A 22,322-nucleotide genomic window follows, 5' to 3' on the forward strand; every position below is an offset into this window, starting at 1 on the left:
AGTGGCTGTTGCACAACGTATAACAAAAGAAGCTGGCGCGCGTTCAGCGCAGGTGACGGGTGCCAGATTTCATTATTTTTGAAAAAAACGTAGTGTAACAGCCATGCAAGCTGGCGCTGACTGGTTGGTGGATGGGATGGTAAGGCTATGATACTGTTTTAGTCATAGTATGACTTTGAGTCATACTATGACTTGTGAGTTTATTATTTGATGCTTAGTGAGTGGTCGATTGTGTTATCCAGGGTAAAGCTATGATCAACATCGATATAATCATCAGGCACACACTGGTCTAAAATTATGACGGTTTTCTCGCCTTTTAAACTATTGATAAGGTCAGCCATATGACGGCGAGAGGCTTCGTCGAGGCCACTGAACGGCTCATCAATGACTACAACTGGTTTGCCGGTAAGCAAGGCGCGGGTGTACGCCAACAGCTTTTTTTGCCCTTTGGATAGATTAGATCCCAAATCCCCTATTTTAGTATCCAGGGAAAGTTTCAGCTTCCCTGGACAATTTTTTTGAATGAAATCCAAAGTTTCCTGTGCTTTGGCTCTCTTTGTTGCTTTCCGGCTATAGCTGATAGCTTCAAAGACTGTTCTCCCAAAAAATGGCCAGTCTTCGGGAACGATGGTAATAGCCTTTCTCAGCGATTTTTTGTCTACCAGTTTAGTATGCTGGCCGTCAAAAAGAATTTTTCCCTTTGTTGGCAGGTAAAGTCCGGCCAGCAGTTTCAGCAAGGTGGTTTTTCCTGATCCGGTGCGGCCTTGTATGCAGGTGATCCGGCCCGCTGGAATTGTGAAGTCGCTGAAAAGGAATTTTTTTTCCGCACCGGGATACTGGAATGTTACGCTTTGAAAAACTATTTTCCCCTGCTTAAACCGAAATGGAGGTAAAGGTTCTTCACTTACCGGTGTATGATTTAGTACGATAAGCAGCTTTCTGAAAGATATATTTCCTAATTCCCAGACTGTATTGACCCTGAGCGTACGGCGGAATACAGGCATACCTGTTATGAGCAGTAAAATAGAGGCCAGCAAAGCCCCGGCGTCAATGTTGGCGTTGCCATATTCATATTGATAATAGGTATAGTATAAAATAGCAAACAGCATGACATACAGCAGGCCGGGGATAATGGCCATAATAATGCCGTTAACCCGGTGATAACGGATACCGGCCTTGTATACTTTTTCAGATCTTTTACAATATCTGTTCATTTCAGGTCCAAGCCGGTTAAATGCTTTGAGTGAAAGTATACTCCGTAAGGTAGCGTTGACATATGACAGCAGGCCCGCTTTATAATTCCGTTGCACCAGGCTCCGGTCATGTAACGCCCGGTTTAATATGAACATCAAACCGCCAAATACCGGTAAAAACCCCAAAATAATAAGCAGTAACCCCTTGTCTAAAATTCCAATAGTCACCAATACCAGCGATAATAAAAGGGCATCCACCATAAAGCCGATAAGTCCCTTGGTTACATAGTTTTGGGTGCTTTTAAGATCACCACTATGACGCAGGAGGTATTTGCCTATGCCCTTTTCATCATAGATTTGCATCGGCATCTGTAGTTGGGAAAGGAAAAGTTTGTTCCTTATGAATAACAACATTTTCTCTCCTACCCTACCCAACTGGTAACGCTGTAAAAAATCAAAAATGATCTTTAACAGCACCAGCACCATAAAAAAGGTCAAGAAGCTCGGTGTAGTGTCCCAAAACCAATCAGGAAGAAAACCAAGCGCCTGTGACCTGTGGGTATTCAAACCGAAAACAAGGTTGTAAAACCTGCCGATGCTTACAGGGATGATGATCGTAAAAATATTGGAAAGTAAGCTTACCAAAAAGGTGACCAAAATGATAAGCTTATTTCCAATAAAGAAATTCGCTAAAATTTTATTTTTTGTCAACATTTCATGCAACATCCAGTACCAACCTGTCGGCACCTATGTGTGATTTGACTGCAGGGCTAACAGTGGTTCTTATTAGTGAATGAACGACGTTTGAAGAAGCCAGGTGTTGCAGATTCAATAAAGGCAATTTCAATTTACAATTGACCTCATCTACCAGCAAAGGACAAGTGTTGATCATACCACTGACGGCAAAAGGTTCAATTCCTTTACTGCGCAACGTCGCTACACCTTGCAAAGCGCTGAGACTATCACCACTTGAAAACAATACATGATCAATGGTGGACATGAACGCTTTATTGTCGATCAACATTTCCGTTTCGCGTTGCAACAGACCGTCGGCAATCTCAATAACGATGTACTCCGGATTAATAGGGGCTACGCTGGTCAACAAGCCCTCATAAAGGTCTATGATGCAGTCCAGTGAACACAGATAAGTGGATGGGAAACCCAGCTCTGAAAAATCAACCGCTACATCAGCGCCACAATCAAAGGCCAGCATCCTGTCCTTATTGAAGACTGTACCGGTGAGCTTCATAAAAGCTACCCTGTATCCGGCAGCCTTCAGCCCGCGACAAAGATATGCGGCGGAAGTGGTTTTGCCACTATCCATGCTGGAACCGATGGAAAGAACTGTTTTGTAGCTCCGGGCCTTTTCAGGGGCAAATTTAACGGGTTGGGTATGGTGGTAAATGGAATTGACTACTTTTCCATTGCCATTGGTTGCATAGCCCACCAACCTTAACTTTGTGGCACCACGCAACGCCAGCTTATAGTACATAGATTTTACAACGCCAGCTACGCCACCTTTCCCCATGAGGTCATACACTTCGTGATATCCCACCGGCACATAACCTTCAAATTGGTTGCTGGCGTATCTGTTACCAAAGGTAGCCATGATTTTATCCCCTGGGAAAATATGGCAGTTTCTACCATCTTCATCCTGTATAGCCGTTAGCGTACCAAGTTCCAGTACTTCAAAAATCGCCACATCTCCCGCCTTAGGTTGGTGTTTTTTGATGATAGATTCATCGATGTGGTAATCATTGATATTTTTACAGATAATAGATTTTTTAATACTTTTCATAGTTATAATATTTAAACTTTTTTTGTCTGGTTTGTTATATCAATAGACAATTAGATGATGTTATTTAGGTAATTTTAAATTTATTTCAATTTCAATCGATGCGAAACGGTCACGATAAAGACTGAAAAGTTGTTAAATCTCCTTCTTATCCTTCCGTTCCTCGGGTCTTCCACATTGATTCTGCGGTATTTGCTGCCGAGGTTAAATTCGGTTTGCCGCATAAATCGCATGGTAAGATTGGTTCGCTTTAAGGGGGTGATCCTTAGCCCCAGCGTGAATCTGTGGGCATGAAGACCATTGGGTGATTGCTCCACCACCCTTTCCCCTTCGGCATCACGGTACCACAGCGGGTCTCCTGACAAGTAATAGTGAAACTCATTGGTCATGAAAGGTCTTGCCCTCAATGGTAAATCCAGATTTCTCGGATGTATTCTCATTGCATAGCGGAGGCGGTATTCGAATTTGCTTCTCTCCGGAAGATGCCACTCGGCGCGGAAAGTATTCATAACCCTGAAACCCTTCCACTTGGTGTAGTAGCTGACGCGGCCCGTAAGCCGGTTTCTTGCCTGCTTACCAAGATCACGCGGATCGACAGATAGTTGATAACCAAATCCCAGTCTCACCCGCTTGTTGTACCGGTAGCTGACGTTCAGACTGTTTTGAATGCGGCTTAGTTCACGGGGGTTCCCGCTAAACATGAATAGTTGCCTTGCCGATACGCGCCATTCCTTGGTAAGCCTCGCTTCAGCACCATGTCCATACCAAATTCTCATACCATCCTGTGCTAATGCTATGCTATGGAAAAAGAAAGTGATGAAGGCAATTAATATAGTTTTATTATTTTTCATAATGGTTTTACTATCACACTTAGCCAAAAAAAAACTTCAGGCTTGTTACAATTTTCAGACATTCGATGTATCGGATATTTACTATAAGTCGAAGCAGGTCGACGCTATGTAATCATCTTTTTAAAAAAATATTGAGTCTCTATAAAAACCTGGCCTGAATGCCCGGGTCAGGGATTTCACACACATTTTTCATTCCGAACCATCGGTAGCGATACTTTGCAAATAACCGGTAAGCAGCCTCTCTGATGGGTTTAGGGATCAGGATAAATAGGTACATCCAATTCCAGGGGGCTTTGAGTTTTCCGGCTATCTGCAGTATGGCTGTACTGCGTGTATATACTTTTTTATTTTCTATCAATACAATCGTTGAAGTGTCAGCCGGGGCCTTATACTTCTTTAACAGCTTCTGTCCTGTCTCTGACTGTTGTGAGGCAAAATGAAAATGTTTACGGTGATCATGGTCAAGAATGAATCGCACTGTTCTATCGCAAAAATTACAGACACCATCAAACAAAACGACCGACTCGGTTTGCCCGGATTCCACATTAAGGGTATCAGGTTTTTGCTTTTTGCCAAACAGTCTTTTCAGATAGGGTATAGCTTTTTCCGTATCGAAAAAGGGCAAAAAAATCAAGCCGCTCATCTGGTACCGGAATCGGATACCCATGACAAAAAAGATTCCCCAATGCATAGTCCAGGTCAGGAAAGCCCAGATCATGCCTGCCCGTTTATTACCGAGCACCAGCGGTCCGCCCAGCTCAAGCACAAAGGTGAGAATACCCATGAATAGGAATAATTCCGTATGCGGATATATCCATTCGAAAAGCGGGGAAAAGTTCTCACCTAACACCATCTTTCTCAGTGTATCGATCGCCACCTGCGAGCGCATGGCGCTTCCTGATACCCAATCCCAGGCTAGTTCACCAAACACTTTTGCCAAGCCTGCCAGGAAGTAGGTAAATACTGTGGCGGCACATACCAGTTTTATCGGCCAGCCATAACGCCAATGGCTGACGGTACTACTGATCATTCCTTTTCTTTTTTTCCACCAGGCATCCCAGGAGTAAGCATCTGCGGCAGCCACAAAACCTATTACCAGCACATGCAGTACCAAAGCTATGCGGCCATGATAGATCATGGACCATGAGTTTCTGTAGCTCAACAGGAATAAAAGCAAAATGGCAAAAAGAGGGCCTGTCCACGTGAACTTCCATCCCATTATGTAAGCAATGTTCAGTGCAATACCTAATGAAAATATTAATGTAAACAAATCAGGAGGCAAAGGGCCGTTAAGTAGGTTGGATAACCCAACGGCCTCGAACATGGCGCTGTCGGAGCGTGCTATTCTTTGCATCATATCAAATCTGGTGAGCAAATACCACAGTGAAAAACCACCCGATGCTATGCGCAGTATGGCCAGTCGTTCAGCCGGTGCCGGGCTAAACCAAAAGTTCTTGAGTTTTGTCAATAAGGTCTTCATTTCTTTTCAATATTTTGATAGCTGTAAACTGTTTCTTTGATTGGAAGCTTGTTTTCGGACATAAAAAAATCATCCAGATTATACCTGCCTCTTACCATTTCAACCCTTACCAATTCATTGTATGGAGCCTTGTTAGTCCGGGCTAACCTTGTGGCTACCTTTTTAGTGAGTTCCTCTACATCACCCTGCCTCGCCCGCTTATTAATTTGCCTTCTTACCTGGTTGAAGCCACCTGGTCCTGCGTACTTGTAGGGGATATAATGTCGCTTCCCGGAAATGTCATAACCCACAAAGTAAGGTAGCGAATGCGTTGCTTTTCGCTTGTGTGAAAACATGGGGTAATAGGAAAAAGGAAACTCATCCTGAGGGTTTTCTACCCAGTTTTGCCGTACCGGCCATAATATGGCCATGATCATTATCACACTAAATATCGATGCGGCTGCTTTTGTCTTAATCATGGTTATCGTATTTGGTTGTTAAACTTGCGTTGAATTCGAGGTTGTACTGCTTAGTCGATGCTGGTGGTTAATATGTAATCTGGGGGAGGATCTTTTTTGGGGATTTTTAGGGGGGTGTAGGGCACTCCGGAGATCACCAGTCATAGTATGACTCTAAGTCATACTATGACTAAAACGAAAATAAATGCAGCACCTATAATGAGTTGTGCAACACCCACGTCCCGCATGCGCCCTACTTTTAAACCTGAAAACTGAAAACCCGGAACCCGGAACTAGAAACCTGTGACCTGTAACCTCACAACCCGCAAACTTTCACTTCTTTTCTTCTTACACAGAGGTCCTGAAAAAGTTTCTCCACGCCAGTGCGGCAATGCCGGTTATCAAAAGAGCGATCATCATATAGTACCATATATTTCCAGAAGCGTCAGAGGTCTGGGGGTCTCCGACAAAAATCAGGTGTGACCAATAGGAGGGGGAATGGAATTGCGCGTAATCCGGATTTTTCATCAAATCGATTTTAGCCAGTTTCAGGGACTGGGAGAATCCCAGCCCTTTTCTGAGATATTCATAAAACTTCTGGCTTATAAAAGCAGTGGCATGATCCTCGGCTTTCCAAAGGGAGGTTACCATATTCGGACAGCCGGCGATGGCAAAAGCCCTTGAAAGACTCATGATCCCTTCCCCGCTTACCAGTTTGCCATGGGCGGTTTCACAGGCGCTGAGAAAAGCCAGGTGCGTCTGGTTCAGGGAAATGTTGTACAACTCATGGGCAAATAGTTTATAGCTGTTGTCGCCGGCCAAATCCGGGTAAAAAACAATAAACGAACGGGAAGGATCTTCGCTATTAGCGATACTGTGTGTTGCCAGATGGATGATGGCCACACTGTCTTTATATTTCAGGAAATTTGATTTGGTGGCTTCGGCACCGGTGAGCCATTTACCATCCAGTTGGCTGGCCTCCTGTTCTGTGTAATGAAGCGGCAAAAACTCAGCTACCCTTTCCTTGGATTGTTCCGGCGGTCCGGAAAAGGGGGTAACAATGAGGGCATTTTGTAAATCCAGGGCCTCCTGACCTGCATGGCTCAGAAAGGAGGCCGCATATTGGTAAGTCACCCCATAATTTTTGATGAGATATTCGCCCGATTCATCTTCCAGCGCTTCAAAAGGCAGGTTATTAAGTCTTTGGTGGGGAATGATTATCATTGAACTTTTGCCTCTCAAATCTTCTTTTGCCGGAAGTATCAGTTTTTGATAGAGCGTTTTTGCAAATGAACTGCCAGCATAAACTTTACCGGGCACAAATTGGCGCAGTTCCTTTTCAAGTTGTTGCAAGGCCCGGCGATAGCCATCGTCTATGGGTATCTGATAATATTTCAGGTCAGCATTGGTCAGCACGAAAAGGACTATGCTAGTGTCACAATAAAAATACGACAGCAGGGCGGACCCGTCATCGAGTATTTTGTGTTGAATATAAGACAACTCCACACTATCATTACTAAACTTTTTCCGGTAGTATTCAGGGTATTCATGCAGTGTAGCCTGGAGTCTGGACAAATCCAGTTGTATATCCCTGATTTCAGTTTTCAACGAAGCAATTGCTTCTTCATCTTCCGTATTATCAATTTTAAGAAAAAGCCTGGACAGATTAAATTTCAGGTTTTGTTCTTTTTCCAGCAATGAGTCCGGCAAGTCAGAGTAGGGTTTAATCTGATTCTCTTTTAAACTTATTGCTAATGCGGTGGCTTTACTCTTTTCTGCCCAGTAAAGGGCATGTTCCACATATTTCTTGTCATGGGTGGTCTCATAAGTATTTATAAGCAATTGCACACCTTGCTGATACGCCTTAAATACTTTTTGCCCGATAAAAAGCCGTGCATCTTCATTATCAAATGATTTGTTGATAAAATCAGCCATCCTGAAAGCAGCGTTGTAGGTATTTAATGACGCGTTTAGATAGCGATCATCCTTTTCTTGATTGTACAAGCCATACAAACAGATAGCTTTGGCCACAAGACTTTCAAACAATGAAAAACTGCTAAAGCCGGTGGCAAAGTTTTTGGGGTTCAATAAAATATTGTTATCATCAAAATCATAATCCAACTGGATAATAGACTGTTGATAATAGTCAAGTGCTTTCAGATAATCCTTTTTTTGATAATAGATATCGCCCAGCAGCTTGTAGGTAAACCCTATTCTATCGTATTTCCCCTCTCTTTTCCACATTGACAATGATTTTTGGAAATGTTCTTCCGCTAAATCGTACCGGCCCTGCTGGAAATAGGTGTGGCCGATTTTATTATGATAGACTACACTATGCCTTCTGACACTGTCTTTCACGTTGGTCAAGTATAGTAGTGCACTGTCAGGCTCATATTTTTTAAGAAAAGTCATGCCCAGATTAATATAAATCTCATCATTACGAACATTAAGGTCCAGGATCTCCTTGTATAACACTATCGCAGAATCATAAAGCTCCAGGCGTCCCAAAGCGGTAGCGATATTACTTTTGAAAGTGTAAAGACCTCTGTCGATGTAATTCTCCTGCCGGGCTATTTCCAGGGCTTTACCGAAATAGTTGATGCTTTGGGCATAATTACCTGCCTCAAAGTGCAGTACGCCAAATGAATTATACAAATGAGGGTCCTGATTTTTGTAAAGACTTTTTTCTGCCTTTTCGAGATAGTATTTGGAGGAATCAAAGTTATGGAGGTAATAGTGGGAATTACCGGAGTAAACATAAGGGGTATATAGCAATGAGTCCGCTAATTCAAATTTCTGACAAAGGCTTATCGCTTTTTTAAACAGCTCCAATGCTTCATTGTTTAGCCCATGGTCTTGTTTCAGAATTCCTGCCCTTTCATAACAGTCAAAAAGCATGAGCGCATTTTCTTGTGTATGTGACAACATAGAGGCTACCTGAAGATATCTTGTGGTAGCAAGAGAATCTGAATAAGCAGTGGGTGGATAGGTATTAAAGTATTCCTCGGCTTCGTGATAAAGTTGCCGGGCATTTTCTTCCTGTGCAACACAGTCGAAGAAAGAAAAGAGGTGGAACAGGGTAAAGCAAAAGGAAATCCGAGTCATGCGTTGAATGATTTTAAACAAAATTACATTATTACCGTCAGGAATTATATTTTTCTGCAATACTTAAGAATCGGTGACTCCTGCTTATGGTGGTGTACCTTGAAAAAGTCTTGCTAAGTGGATTAATTCAACAAATCCGGTCGGAGGTCCAGGTGCTCAACAGACAGCAGGCCGACACCAACCTTTTGAAGAACACAATGCTCCTTGCCCACCTCGAAAGGCAGGAGGAAGCAAGGGTATTCAATAGCTCTATTGGACTTTTCCGACAATCAGGATGTATCTGGGTCTTCTCATACCCGGTCTATCGGTCGCTGTCCTCGAAACGTTTGACCTCCTGCTGCCACTTCCCGGCGCTGCTGAAAGGCTATTCCTTTCGTTAATTTCATCAAGCAGGGAAGCAGGGATATCACCGCGGGTTTCAAAATAGAAGAAACGAACATCAATGCCGTTGAGGGTGTGGTTACTGGCGTCGTTAAGGCGGTAATTGATTCTGAAGTCTTTTTCAGTTCCATTCACAGGATTAGGCCCAAATACGCCATTGGCGAAGGTATTTTTTACGTTAATAACACCGGTAGCTTTATTAATGTCTACTCCCTGAGGTATTACTTCTTGTCCTGGCAAAGGCTCGTCTCCTGTACCATCTCCGTCGTCATCATCGGGACCGTCATCAAATTCGCATCCATCATCGTCGTCATCATCATGATCATCATCATGATCATCATCATCGTCGTCATCGTCATCTGAACATGGCGGAAGCAGGCCTTTTTGGGCGTTGTAAAACGGAATGGCCAGCGTATCGGCGGTATTGATTTCGTAAATATGATCTTCGTAATCTATTCCTGAAATTACAATGGAAATCTTACAGCTATCTGTTGTGCCTTGTGGAATAAAAAAGACTTCATAGGCAAGCCCGGTTTCACTTTGACTTACATTGATCGCTCCGGTGGCGCTGTCGATAACTAATCCTCCGGGGAAAGCCCCGTAAGTACCTGTTTGCGCAATAAGGGGTGATTCGATATAGTCCGTGATTTGCTCTCTCAAGTAGAATATGGTATCTGAATACTCAAAGTCAGCGCAAATAGCCGTTGAACCGTTGTTTGCTGTTCCGCTTGAATCAATCCCATTGTTATTTACCTGGTTGGGTGATATGTCGTCATCACTGCATGACAAAATACTCATAGTTAGTATGGTCAAAACCAGGGTAGAAATTTTTAACTTTCGATAGTTCATTGTTGGTTTTTGTATTAAGTCGTAATGGTTTGTAGTAATGTAACCGTTAAATACAGACAATTCCCCTAAAACTTTACATTTTATTTTTTTTTATCTCAGCATGTTTGCTTGGTGAATCGGTAGCTTTGCTTCAAAAACCTCTTTAAGCACTTTTCAGATGGCCTGGAGGTGGGCGGTAAGTTACAATCGTTTTTTATTATATTCACTTTCATATCACTAAAGTTCTGTTATTTTTTGCGGATGGGAGCAACGCTGTGGGAAACTACTATATAACTTAATTCTTAATCTGGCGCCAGCGTCTCGCGGGTGTTGCACAACGTTTTCGGCCAATGTTCGACCACAGATACTTTCAGGTAAGTCCAAGAAGAGCAACAGCCGAAGAAGGAAGCCGGCTTAAGGTTTCCTGCAGAATGTATTTCTTTTGGTCAACCTGCTGAGGCTGGTCTTTTCTGCAAAAATAGCTGTGAACAGCCCTTCGGGGATGACTGGTAGTGTTGTCGGTGCCCCCGTGCCAGGCATGTGAATTAAAAATTACTACCGAACCTGCCGGTGCTTCTATGAGCACCTCGTCGGGGTGGGTGGCAAAGGGGTCCTGTAAAACATCTTGCGGCAACGAGCTGTTGCGGTGGGTTCCGGGTACGATCCTTGTCGCCCCGTTTTCTTTGGAAAAATCATCCAGGAGCCAGATGGAATTGCATACTTTGTAATCATGAGGTGAAACCGCCTCGTGCCAATCTGCATGTAATTTTTGAAGACCTTGTCCGGCCCTGGCAGCACGGTAATTGAGTGAAGAAAGCTTAATTTCATGGCCCAGTACATGGGCCATACCGGCAAGCACACGGGGATGGGTATAAAAGATGTCGAATAATACGCCTTTATTTACAAGGTCAGCCAAACGATCGGCACCGGCCTCTTTGGGATGTCGTATGTAGGGAGAATCCATCAATTCCGACCCTGCCTGTTCCCCTTCCGACTCCAGTAATCGGTTCAACCTGTTTCTGATTGCTTCAAGCTGCCGATCATTCAGGAGTTGGCCTAAATTCAGATAACCATTTTCATCCAGAAAAGCTTTTTCAGAAGCCGTTAGCGTACTTTCCTGCACTCCTAACAGGGATAGCATTGCGTCTTGCATAAGATAAGGATTTGAATAAAGATAAAAAAAATTTGATCCAAAAGCTATGACCAAAGGGTTGCCGTAGGCTTAGCCTATCGGTACACGGTCACCTCATCCACATAGATCCCGGACGGTACACACATTTCCAGTTGGGCCGGTGCGGGAATGATGGCCAAGGCATGGTTTTCTGCTGTAAAAAAAATTGTCGGAATCAAAAGCAGGCATTTTGAATTTACGGTGGGCCAGTCAACCCCTGCTGATTCAGGTTTGTTATTACCAGATATATTAAAATCAATCAGGTTAAAATTCCTTCAATGATATGGCCATGCACATCTGTCAACCTGACATCCCTTCCGCCAAAATGAAAGGTAAGTCTTTCGTGGTCAACACCTAGCAGGTGTAACATGGTTGCATGGATATCATGGATAGTCGTTTTATTCTCAACAACTCTGTAGCCATAGTCATCTGTATGGCCATAAATGGTGCCTCCTTTGATACCGCCGCCAGCCATCCACATGCTGAATGCGGAAGGGTTGTGGTCCCGTCCATCGGTGCCCTGGGCAAAGGGTGTTCGTCCGAATTCTCCTGTCCATACCACCAGTGTTTCATCGAGCAGCCCCCGCCTTTTCAAATCTTTAATCAAACCGGCAATCGGTTGATCCACTGCATAGGCATTTCGCTCATGGCCATCTTTTAGCCCGCTGTGCTGATCCCAACGGTCGGCCTTCACCTTCGGACAGGTTAACTCTATAAATCTGACCCCTCTTTCTACAAGTCTTCTGGCCAAAAGGCATTGTGCACCATAATTACGCGTATATGGATCATCGGACATCAGCCCGTACAGTTTTTGCGTTTCTTTGCTTTCTCTTGAAAATTCGGTTAATTCCGGCACGGAAGACTGCATGCGGTAGGCAAGCTCATAATTGGAAATGGCAGATTCCACCGCATCAGCGTGTCCCAGGTTTCCTATCAGGCTCTTATCCATACGGCTGATCAGGGCAAGTTTCTGATCCTGCAGCGCCTGGCTTTCTTCCTGTGGCTGAATGTTGGCCAGCGGTGACGCACTGGCTTTAAGGATAGAGGCTTGATAAGAGGCAGGCAGGAAGCCACTGTTAAAATTATCCAGGCCTCCGTCCAGCACTACATAGCCCGGAAGGTTTTGGTTCTCACTTCCCAAACCATACGTTACCCAGGCACCCATACTGGGCCTGCCCTGGATGCCGCTGCCGGTGTGTAAAAAGTAGTTGGCATTGGTATGTTCGGGAAAATCTGAAACCATGGACCGTATCAAAGCAATATCATCGGCACAACTGCCAATGTGTGGAAACAATTCGCTGACAGGCATACCGCATTCTCCGTATTGTCTGAATTTCCAGGGGCTTTTTAATATTTTTCCGACATTGCCAAACTGCGTGTCATCCACTTTGAACTTTTTATTGGGATCTTCGCCGTTTTCCTGATCGAGCCTGGACTTTGGGTCGAAGGAGTCAACCTGTGATACCCCGCCATCCATGTAAAGGAAAATTACATGCTTTACTTTAGGTATATGATGGCGGATTGGCTGCATCAACCTTTTGAATTCCCCTGCTTTTGACTGGGGCATGCTGCCAAACAAACTGAGGAAAGCCAAAGAGCCAAACCCCGATTTACAGATACCCAGCATTTCTCTCCGGCTAATGGGTCGATAAATATGGTGATTTGCTTTTTCCATGTTAAATTAAATAAATAAATTCTTTCAGGTTAAATATCGCATGACAGTAATCATTCCAGACTTTTATTTCTTTGAGCGCTTTATCAGGACTAATCTTGTAAGATGCTGCCTGCTGATTCACAAAATTCCTGGCGTGCATCACCTCCTTTTCACTGGCCGGCCTTGATAACGCCCGCATATAAATCCATTGAATGCGCTCCTCAAAGCCCAGGTCTTGTTCGACTACTTCGGCAGCCATCGATCCGGCCTCGTGCATCACAAAAGGATCGTTCATCAAAAACAAGGATTGTGCAGGCACATTGGTTACATTCCTTTTCCCGAAAGTCGAAAAAGGAATGGGCCGGTCAAAGGCCAACATCATGGGTGACAGAAAGTTTCTGCGCACAGCTATATAAATACTGCGCCTGCCATGACCATCCGGAGGGCCAGACTCAGCAGGCCGCCCGGGGCCGGTCATAAAGTCGGTAAGATGAATGGGAACGGGCTCCCCATACATCCGGGGATCGAGGTTTCCGGAAATTGCAAGTATAGCATCCCTGATACTTTCGGCCTGGAGCCGTCTGATAGGATAATGTGCCAGCCAGAGATTTTGCGGATCTTTTTTTTGAAGGTCATCATCACCTACTAACCCGCGCTGGAAAGTCCGGGACATGACGATGTATTTTATCATGTTTTTGATAGACCATCGCTCCCGCTGCAACTTGATAGCAAGGTAATCCAACAACGCGGGATGTGTGGGAATTTTTCCCTGTACACCAAAGTTATCTACTGTTTCAACAATGCCTCTTCCAAACAGGTGGTGCCATATTCTATTGACCATTACCCGCGAAGTCAGCGGGTTTTTTGGATTCAGGATAGCCTCGGTCAACTCTTCCCTACCACTTCCCGAGGATTGAAAAGTAGTGTCCCCGAATGTCAGGGCTGAAAGAAAAGCCCTTGGAATGCGGTGCTCCGAAACATGTTGGTGACTGCCCCTGATAAATACGGGGCTGTTAATTCCAAAACCATCAGTCATTCCTATGAAATAGGCAGCACCTTCAAAGCTCTTTTCAAGTGCCTCGCGCTTTGTAAACAGTTCTTTTATCCCGGGTAAACGAGCGTCTAAAGTACCTTGTGTGATTTTTTGATTAATCAGCCGAATCTGTTCGGTCGATCCCTTGTTAGCGGCCCAGCCCGCTATGGCACCCGACAATGATGGTACTTCAGGTTCGCCGGGTTCCGGAATTTCCCGCCAAGCTCCGTCAAAAACCAGCACATAAGCTGCTTCGATAAAAGCACCTTCCGGCAGGTTGTACTCATGCTTTTTGAAAACCCCCGGAAGGATTTCCACATAGGCCTTACGGCCTTTCCATTTGGAAACATCAATTTTGTAGTTATGCCATGTGTCACTGTTAACCTCCTTCATCAGAGCACCATAGATGGGATCCTGAATCAATTGAAAATTATCAATGATTATCCTGATGGTTCCGTTTTTACCCAACGCCCTGATACCTATGAAATCATGATCAATCACAAAATCAGGCGACCTCAGCGCACCGGGTATCCCTGCCCCCAATATCAGACTGGAGGCCTTGCCTTCAGATAACCCGGTTATTTTTTCTCCCTTCTGATCAAATATCGGCTCGCCCAGGGCAGAATGATTTCCAAAAGCCAAGCCATCACTTTTCCAGCTGTCTAAACCGCTTCCCCTGAAATCACCGAGCACCCGGCTCTCTTCCCCGTGATGATGTGCGGTGATTTGTTCTGTGGCCGGAGTTTCAACAGTATGATCCGTTTCTTTACCTATCCAATTTGCAGCCAGCTTTTTCCGGATGTATTCTTTTGTTTTCTGAAATTCCCGTATGTCTTCTGTCTGTTGGAAAGTAAGATTAGCCATGCGGGGGGAAAACCGGCTGCTTTCCATCACTCCATACATCGCGTAATAGTCTGCCGTAGGTATTGGATCGAACTTATGATCATGGCATCGTGAACACGATACGGTGAGTGCCTGAAAAGCTTTGCTGGTAACATCGATCATGTTGTCAATCCGATCGGCTTCATCCTTTCTGATATCGACCGGGCTATGAGTACCTTCACCTAAGGCGAAAAATGCCGTTCCCAATACCGATTCATTAATGCCGGTTTCTTTGTTCCATCGGGGATTCGTTAAAAGATCACCGGCCAGGTGTTCCCTGACCAACTGATCATAGGACACATCACTATTCAGGGCCCTGATCAGATAGTCACGGTATCTCCATGCACCGGTTATCTGATAGTCAAACTCATGACCTTTGGTTTCCGCGTATCTGACGATATCCATCCAATGCCGGGCCCAGTGTTCACCGAAATGCGGAGAAGATAAGTAATAATCCACCAGTTTTTCATAGACATCAGGGGTATTGTCAGCCACAAATCGTTTTACTTCCTCTACCTTTGGGGGAAGTCCCGTAAGCAGGTATGAGAGTCTTCGGATCAAAGTGTTCTTTCCAGCGGTACCAACAGGTTCCAGTCCGTTTTCTTCTATTTTTTTGAGGACAAAAGCATCGATTTCATTATTTATTTGCTTTGTACCGGAAACTTCCGGTACTGTCGGTTCGACAGGGGAGATGAAAGACCAGTGCGGCTTCCAGACGGCGCCGTCATCAATCCATTTTTCTATTAATCGTTTTTCCCTTTCGCTTAAAGTAAGTTTCGATTCGGGTGGTGGCATTACTTCATCAAGATTATGATGCATAATGCGACGAATGACCTCACTCTTTCCAGGGCGTCCGGGGACTATCGCTGCAAGTCCGCTTTCACCGGTACCGGTTGCTCCTTCAAAGGTATCGAGCCTTAATTCACTTTTTCGGCTACTCGGGTCAGGCCCGTGGCAAAGGTAACAGTTTTTTACAAGTACCGGTCGTATATGGAAGTTGAAATCCACGGTTTCAGGCATTGACGGATCTTCGCTTTCAGTGCATCGATTCATTGACAGTGAACCCATCAGAAAGGCGAGGGAAAGGGAAATTACCTTGATCCGTGACATTTTCATAAAAATTTTCGTTTGTTTAAGCCCTTTGTTCTCAAACTTTCACCTTACCCTCCAAAGCTGTAGTCTCGGTAGCTGCTTACTCCTGTTTTAAAAATATAAGCGTTCTTCTAATATACTAATAAAAATAAAATAAATACCGGAATAATATGACAAAAATAAGGCACATCCATAGCCATTATTGTGATCCAGGTACTCTTCTTCTTGCCCAATAAATGGGTTATCTAATAAAATATCTGCTTTATTGACTATGCGATCTCTAATTTCCGCTAGCTTTTCATCAGTAACCTTAGCTGCGATAAAATCCAATGCTTCTTGCAACCCTGCTAAAGCTTCTTCAGTATAAACCAACTTCATTTGTTAGTGCGCCTGATTACCTCCTCTTTGGTAAGAATGCGCCCAGCTTTGATATCCTCATCTGATCTCATAGCTCTACTGGTAAGTTTATCTTTAAGAACAGGATTTAGTCTGGTCTTTTGCAGCAAAGTACGTATGGCTTCCAGAACATGTAGATTGCCCTCTTGCAATGGCTGCTGCTTCTCCAGCTGCCTGAGCTATAGCCGGACGGTTTCCACCTGTCGCACTTCTACCACGCCTGGCAGGTCTGGACGCAAGCCCTTCCAATTCAAAATGTGCAACGACTTTATTTAAATAGTTGTTCTTTAAACTTCTCTATTAGCGGGAATCGGTAAAAAATCAGTGACCTAAGAAAAGAAAAAAATCTTTCTCAAGCCGACCTTGCCAAGCAAATTGACTCTTATTATTCCATTATTGGAAAGTATAAAAGGGACGAGATCAAACCTTCTATCGACACGGGCGCTAAAATTGCCGATGCACTGAACGTTACGATTGATTTTCTGGTAAAAGATGGAGAGTATCAGAATATCGATAAGGATGCGCTTAAAAGGTTAAAGCTGTTGAAAAAGCTCAACCCTGAAGACAAAGAACATATATACGCCCTGATGGACGCTTTCTTCGCTAAGTATAAAATGGACTCGCTCTTGCAGTAAAAAAAACCTGACCATTCATTGATCAGTTTTTTGTATTCGTTATCTGTTTATAGTTTATTATTCATATAAATCTCCATAGAAATTAAAAAGTGGAAAAGCTTTCTTCATTTGTTGAGCTGCTTGTTGAGCCGTTTCTGCTGCGTTTTTTGCTCCCGCCCCCGTTTTAGCAAGCAGGTTTCCAGTGGCACCACTGCTACCCCCGGTGACCAGCGAACTAGTGTTCAACCCATCAACTAAAGGCCCAGTTACTGCTTCAACCAAGGTTTCAGGAGCTTTACGCTCCCTTATTATTATCGTTATGCCATCAGCAGAGTTATCCGCAACAGTAAACAGTATTATTTATTCTTCCAATGGTTAAATTATAAAGACCAGCTAATCCATCACTTACAGTAGCTGCAATCACATTTGCCAACTCTTCTGATGGGTCTTCATCGCAGCAGTTTATTTCCTCCGGCATCATTCCGTCCGGGTCTATAAATCTGATTGGATTGTCAAATACCGCGTTCACTAACTAATTCATAGTACAATCATTTATCTTTCATTGGATGACAGCCCATGTATAACCACCGCCAGCTACTTTTATTTCAAGTGTTATGTTATAATGCCTGTCAAGTTTATATGGTTTTTGAAGGCCGTTTTCCGTACTTACCATGGCTTTGTCTTTTAGCCCGGTATAATAAAGGGGGATTTTAATAGTCTTTGAAACATCATTTTTCAATGGGTTATATACCATCAACAATCCTTTTTCTTCGCCATTCGGATTTACACTAAGCCAGTAATCCAGATCTTTTCCATCAGCCCTGCGCAGATGAATCAGATCACCTTCCAGTACTTCCCGGTGTTTTTTGTACCATTCCACCACACGTTTTACCATCTTTTTAGTTTTGTCGGAGTCATATAATCGCGGGCCCCGGTAGCAAGCCTGTACACCAGCCCCGAGGTTACTGACCATCATCATTTCATAATGATCAAGATGTTCATGCAATGGTTCCACAGTCGCTGCCGGCCCCCCTCCATGATATTCTGTAAGTGGTACAAACATCCATCCCATGGCAGGGGTTTTTTGCCAGCTACCATCATAAATGTTCTGCCTCGTATGAAGCACCTGCTGCGCTCTTGGCAAACTCCAGTTGACCTCTCTATAACCCATGCCACATTTGTTGGATCCAATCATATAATAGTAATCAGGAACATTGAGGTATATACCCTTCTCCCTGCACCACTGATAAAACTGTGAGATGGTTTGGTATTGATTCCATCTGGAGTCCTCTAATCCGTTGTGACCGGGATGATGCGTTGCAGTGCACACATCCCCGGGATATGAACCATCGTGTTCCAGCAATGTAAAACCGGTTTTTTCATAGAAGTCATAGAGTTTTTTAAAATACGATTGTCCCCACACACTTTCGATACAGGGAGAATTTCCAAAAGCAGGCCGCTGACCCGGAGGCATAACCACGTCATTTCCCCCTCCTACTCTCCTGGATGCGAGCAATGAATATCCACCGATCTCCACTCCCTTACTTTTTGCATAATCTGCATATTGCTTCATTTTGGCTATGTATTCTTCACTGTCGTTTTCAATATTGAAACCACTTCCAAAGGTAAGGATGACCATTTCGAATCCTACTTCCGCAGCCTGATCGATCGCAGCTTTTACACGCTCCCAATCGGCAAAACGGGCATGCATCATCAGTGGGTTTTCAGTAGTCCAGGGAGCAAGGGTGCGGTACATCCTGCGCAGCGCCAAGCCCTGCCGCCCCCTGTCATAACTATCGTAAGGCAATAAAAAAGTCCTGAAAGATTTAAAAGATGCTCCCTTTTCCAGCGTTTGTGCAGGACCTATCTCAGGCCCGACCCGTAACAAGCAGGGAGTCAGGCGTAAATAATTGACCTGGGTATGGTACTCCGGGTCGGGTTCCCAGCGTACTACATGATGATTGGCATCATCTACATTAAAACTCGCAAATGCATAATCTGTTTCAACATGAATATTGGGTTTAGGCACGTTAAACTCCCTGGCTTCCACAGATGAGCCATATTCTACAGCGGCTATGATTTCACTTGTAAACTTATCTATCGTAATCGCTGCTTCACCATTATTTTCTATGGTAATCCATTTAGCCATGACCGGTATTCCATCGTAAAGTTCATAATGCACAGAAACCATGATCCCCTTCAAATCCAATCCTTCTGTTTTTTCGGTATCGAGGTTACCGTACTCCGCATAATCCAATATATTCATCCGGATCAGTTCGCCTACTTCATCCTTAGCATCTACTCCTTCCCCTCGTGCGTTGGTTTTACCAACTCTGACCGAAACAGGCAAAGATTCAAAGGGTTTAAGTTTTTCTACAGTGATCCAATCGCCTCCTTGTGGACGGGCTTCACAAAAAACTTCTGTTTTAGTCATGCGAAAACGGAGCGTCCAGGGGGTACTCATATCCAGCTCCTGTCTCCCACCCGCAGCTTTGTTTTCTTTTTTTCCATCCCAAAGGCCAAACATGGGTATCCCGTCATCATATGCATTGCCTCCGGGTCTTACATAAAATTTTACCGTTTTTTCCGGCCATACAAGGGTTATACCAGGGCCATAAGCTTTACTTTTATCCGTACCTGCATCGAAAGTGGCTTCTATAATTTTAGCGGTTTCATTAAAGGGCCTTTCAACATAAACACTGGTATTTCCCGGGGTATAAATTTCTCCTATCTTCCCTTCGTTCTCAAAAGAGGAACGTTCATGGGCCCGGGAATAGGTAACTTTCCAACCCTTGTCTAAACTACTGAATGAGGTCTTGTAAAGTATCTCTCTGCGGTAGTCGCTTGGCAACAGGCCGTCTCCCTTTAGCAGGGCCAAAGGATCGGGCATGTTATAGTCCATACGCAGGTGTATGCCTTTAGGTGGCCATACTACGTCATTGGCATGTGCTCTAAGCCGTTTCCACGCAAAAGGGGCCTTGGGGTTACTCACCTCATAGCCTGTAAATTGCATCGCCGAAGGGTCCGTTTGCATTTCATCGAGCCATTCAGGTTTAAGAAATGCGTAATTAGGTTGTCCTTTAAGCCCTCCTACTTCATAATTAATACCATTAATTTTCACGATGGCTTCAGGCTTTACTCCTCTGAGCAAGGACTCGCCTGTCGTCAAATTGTCCAGCCCGACCGTTGCTGCATTCGGGGTCAGTCTGAAAGTTCTGGAGATGATGCCATTTGAAATGATCAATGCATTGCCTGCCCGGTTCCTGAAAACACCTGCCTTGATATTTGGCTTGTCTACCAGCCAATCTTTTTGGATTCCTTCCAGATAAGGCCCTTCCACCACGGGCAAAGCCTGAAGCTTATCCCTATGGGTTTGGGCGCCGGCCAAATGACGGTAGAAAAATGTTAGCGCCAACAGGAGCAGCGCTGTCTGAAGATTAAAATTCGTATACCTTTTTTCACTTTTAACTTGCATATTTTCTTTCATTAATTCTTTGAGCAACGATAGGTTAAATATAAAAAAATTGAATTTCTATATCGAATTTAAGAAAGGTATTGTCCTAAGGTTCACATTTATCCAAATCCACACGAGGGTTGGTCATGCCATTAAGGTCACCTTCACTTACACGTAAGGCGACCTTTAAAATGAAAAACTAGAACGTTGGATCGAACGTACCACCCCAATCCACATTTTGCTCCAGGTTCCCATTTCTTTGTAGCTGATTCAGTGGGATCGGAGCGAAATAATAACTTTCCGGAATTTCATGCCGGACAAATGCAGCATTCAGGATTGGTACAACTTCGTAATCAAAATCGGTGGGCAGGTAATCAAACGGACCTCTGGGATCCGTAGCCGGATCAATGCCGGATTTCAAAGTCGATCTTAATCCGGTTTCTGTTTCCCCGTTTAAATCTGTCAACCTTCTCCACCTTTTCAAATCCCAAAATCTTTTTCCTTCATAAGCAAATTCAATGTATCGTTCATTGTATATTGCCTCTCTGATAGCCTCCTGAGAGGTGACACCGGCAAGCCCGTAATCATTACCGGCGCCCGGTTCTATTCCAGCCCTTTCCCGGATTTGTTTAAGCACATCGAGGGCATCAGCGCCTCTTCCCATTTCATTGGCCGCTTCTGCAAAATTCAGGAGCACTTCCGCATACCGGATTTCAACCCAATCGACATCATTCAATGCTACCTGCTCTACAATAAGCTCTTCCTGAAGTCCTTTTCTTGTGTAAAATCCTGTTCTTGCAAATTCGAATGATTCATCAAATCCATCAAACGGATCCGCTAGAACAGCGTCAGTATACTGCCTTCTGCCGTTGATACCACTTAACTCGAAAATGGCTCCATTGTATACTACATTCGTATAAAATCTCGGATCCCTGTTCTGCCAGTAGGTTTGTAGATCATAAGGATAGGTTGGCGAGCTTCCGGGCGCGTAACCATCCGCCATCGGGTAAGCCTCCACGTGTTTCCATACCGGCTGGTCGCCTCCGGTTGCATTCCTCGATTGGCTAAGTGGGCGTACCAAATCTTCCCTTCTGCCGTTAGACCGGTCGGGATCTGTAAACTTAACAGTCAGGACTGCCTCCGTATTTCCTTCATTACCAACCGACCATATGTCTGCATAAGTATTGTTCAGGCTAAACCCCATACTTTCCAATTGTGTCCTGGCTGTCTCGGTGGCGGTCAAGGCCGCTGCCCAGTATTGATTAGAAAAAGGCGCTACCGGATTGAAAAGAGGGCTGGCCATATATAAGGCCACTCTTCCTTTGAAAGCCAATGCGCTGGCCAAACCAATTCGCCCCTTGTCATTTTCAGCAAATTTTTGTCCATCCAGCAATATTATTGCCTCATCGAGATCAGATAATATAGCATTGAATACCTCAGGCGTAGCGGCTCTTGGCACTAAAAGATCATCATCTAATCCCTGATATTCAAGCAACAACGGGACACCGCCATAGACCCTCACCAGATTGAAATAACTCCAGGCCCTCAAAAACAAAGCCTGACCAACAATGGTGTTTCTTGTATCGCTTTCCAGGGAGCCACCATCAATTTCGTTGAGCAAAATATTGATACTTCTAATATCCTGGTATTGATTGTCGAATGCACCACTCCATGCATGACCGATTTCTGTTATTGCATTCGGGCCAAAAACGCCAATAGTTTCATCGGCAGGATGTCCGCTTTCAATAGCGCTACTGCCCGCAGGCCATGCGGCTGGCATAACGTCATTGTACAGATTGGTCAGGTAGGCATTGGCCAACTGAGGATCATTCCAGGTAGCGTTAGGGTCAAATGCTCCAAGATTTTGCACATCTAACACATCAGAACAACCTGACCAAAACACGATTGTTATTGATAATAATATAATTCTTAAAATATTGTTCATTTTACCAGGGT

Annotated in this window: 17 protein-coding genes; 1 reads left to right on the forward strand and 16 read right to left on the reverse strand. The window is 44.3% G+C overall.

Features of this window, described 5'->3' with window-relative positions; translation table 11 throughout:
* Window positions 1-203: 203 nt before the first annotated feature.
* The 12 genes from AC04NP_RS05545 to AC04NP_RS05600 all read right to left on the reverse strand — a co-directional run bounded on the left by AC04NP_RS05545 (window position 204) and on the right by AC04NP_RS05600 (window position 16,280).
* A complete protein-coding gene (locus AC04NP_RS05545; RefSeq protein WP_482858517.1) occupies window positions 204-1,850 on the reverse strand; it encodes an ABC transporter transmembrane domain-containing protein in 1,647 nt (548 codons plus the stop codon).
* 58 nt (window positions 1,851-1,908) lie between these two features.
* On the reverse strand, window positions 1,909-2,991 hold the full coding sequence (locus AC04NP_RS05550) for a P-loop NTPase family protein (RefSeq protein WP_482858518.1): 1,083 nt from the start codon (window positions 2,989-2,991) through the stop codon (window positions 1,909-1,911).
* Between the two features lie 80 nt (window positions 2,992-3,071).
* Window positions 3,072-3,839, reverse strand: a complete 768-nt coding sequence (locus AC04NP_RS05555; protein ID WP_482858519.1) for a DUF2490 domain-containing protein — start codon at window positions 3,837-3,839, stop codon at window positions 3,072-3,074.
* Window positions 3,840-3,978: 139 nt separating this feature from the next.
* On the reverse strand, window positions 3,979-5,319 hold the full coding sequence (locus tag AC04NP_RS05560) for a DCC1-like thiol-disulfide oxidoreductase family protein (protein WP_482858520.1): 1,341 nt from the start codon (window positions 5,317-5,319) through the stop codon (window positions 3,979-3,981).
* Window positions 5,316-5,777, reverse strand: coding sequence for a hypothetical protein (locus tag AC04NP_RS05565; RefSeq protein ID WP_482858521.1), 462 nt, complete (start codon window positions 5,775-5,777; stop codon window positions 5,316-5,318). The genes AC04NP_RS05560 and AC04NP_RS05565 overlap by 4 nt, the downstream gene beginning before the upstream one ends.
* A gap of 327 nt (window positions 5,778-6,104) precedes the next feature.
* Window positions 6,105-8,861: a CHAT domain-containing protein gene (locus AC04NP_RS05570; RefSeq protein WP_482858522.1), complete on the reverse strand. Its 2,757-nt coding sequence runs from the start codon at window positions 8,859-8,861 to the stop codon at window positions 6,105-6,107.
* A gap of 249 nt (window positions 8,862-9,110) precedes the next feature.
* The gene (locus AC04NP_RS05575; RefSeq protein ID WP_482858523.1) at window positions 9,111-10,091 is read right to left on the reverse strand and encodes a hypothetical protein; all 981 of its coding nucleotides are present in this window, start codon (window positions 10,089-10,091) and stop codon (window positions 9,111-9,113) included.
* 349 nt (window positions 10,092-10,440) lie between these two features.
* Complete coding sequence (locus AC04NP_RS05580; protein WP_482858524.1) at window positions 10,441-11,223, reverse strand: phytanoyl-CoA dioxygenase family protein; 783 nt, start codon at window positions 11,221-11,223, stop codon at window positions 10,441-10,443.
* A gap of 74 nt (window positions 11,224-11,297) precedes the next feature.
* Window positions 11,298-11,420, reverse strand: coding sequence for a hypothetical protein (locus AC04NP_RS05585; RefSeq protein ID WP_482858525.1), 123 nt, complete (start codon window positions 11,418-11,420; stop codon window positions 11,298-11,300).
* 80 nt (window positions 11,421-11,500) lie between these two features.
* On the reverse strand, window positions 11,501-12,916 hold the full coding sequence (locus AC04NP_RS05590) for a DUF1501 domain-containing protein (RefSeq protein ID WP_482858526.1): 1,416 nt from the start codon (window positions 12,914-12,916) through the stop codon (window positions 11,501-11,503).
* Window position 12,917: 1 nt separating this feature from the next.
* Window positions 12,918-15,920 (reverse strand): PSD1 and planctomycete cytochrome C domain-containing protein, encoded by a 3,003-nt coding sequence (locus AC04NP_RS05595; RefSeq protein ID WP_482858527.1) that lies wholly within the window; start codon window positions 15,918-15,920, stop codon window positions 12,918-12,920.
* A gap of 93 nt (window positions 15,921-16,013) precedes the next feature.
* Window positions 16,014-16,280, reverse strand: coding sequence for a hypothetical protein (locus AC04NP_RS05600; protein WP_482858528.1), 267 nt, complete (start codon window positions 16,278-16,280; stop codon window positions 16,014-16,016).
* Window positions 16,281-16,618: 338 nt separating this feature from the next.
* On the opposite strand from AC04NP_RS05600, the gene AC04NP_RS05605 reads away from it, so the two are divergent.
* On the forward strand, window positions 16,619-16,933 hold the full coding sequence (locus AC04NP_RS05605) for a helix-turn-helix domain-containing protein (protein WP_482858607.1): 315 nt from the start codon (window positions 16,619-16,621) through the stop codon (window positions 16,931-16,933).
* Window positions 16,934-16,990: 57 nt separating this feature from the next.
* Here the strand turns inward: AC04NP_RS05605 and AC04NP_RS05610 are convergent, their stop codons facing one another.
* The 4 genes from AC04NP_RS05610 to AC04NP_RS05625 form a co-directional block, all read right to left on the reverse strand.
* Entirely contained in the window at window positions 16,991-17,194 is a 204-nt protein-coding gene (locus tag AC04NP_RS05610) for a hypothetical protein (protein WP_482858529.1), read from the reverse strand.
* 52 nt (window positions 17,195-17,246) lie between these two features.
* A complete protein-coding gene (locus AC04NP_RS05615; RefSeq protein ID WP_482858530.1) occupies window positions 17,247-17,393 on the reverse strand; it encodes a hypothetical protein in 147 nt (48 codons plus the stop codon).
* A 78-nt stretch (window positions 17,394-17,471) separates the two neighbouring features.
* Entirely contained in the window at window positions 17,472-20,387 is a 2,916-nt protein-coding gene (locus tag AC04NP_RS05620) for a hypothetical protein (protein WP_482858531.1), read from the reverse strand.
* Between the two features lie 178 nt (window positions 20,388-20,565).
* Window positions 20,566-22,311, reverse strand: coding sequence for a RagB/SusD family nutrient uptake outer membrane protein (locus AC04NP_RS05625; RefSeq protein WP_482858532.1), 1,746 nt, complete (start codon window positions 22,309-22,311; stop codon window positions 20,566-20,568).
* Window positions 22,312-22,322: the final 11 nt, after the last annotated feature.

The organism is Agaribacillus sp. DX54, from assembly GCF_056858335.1.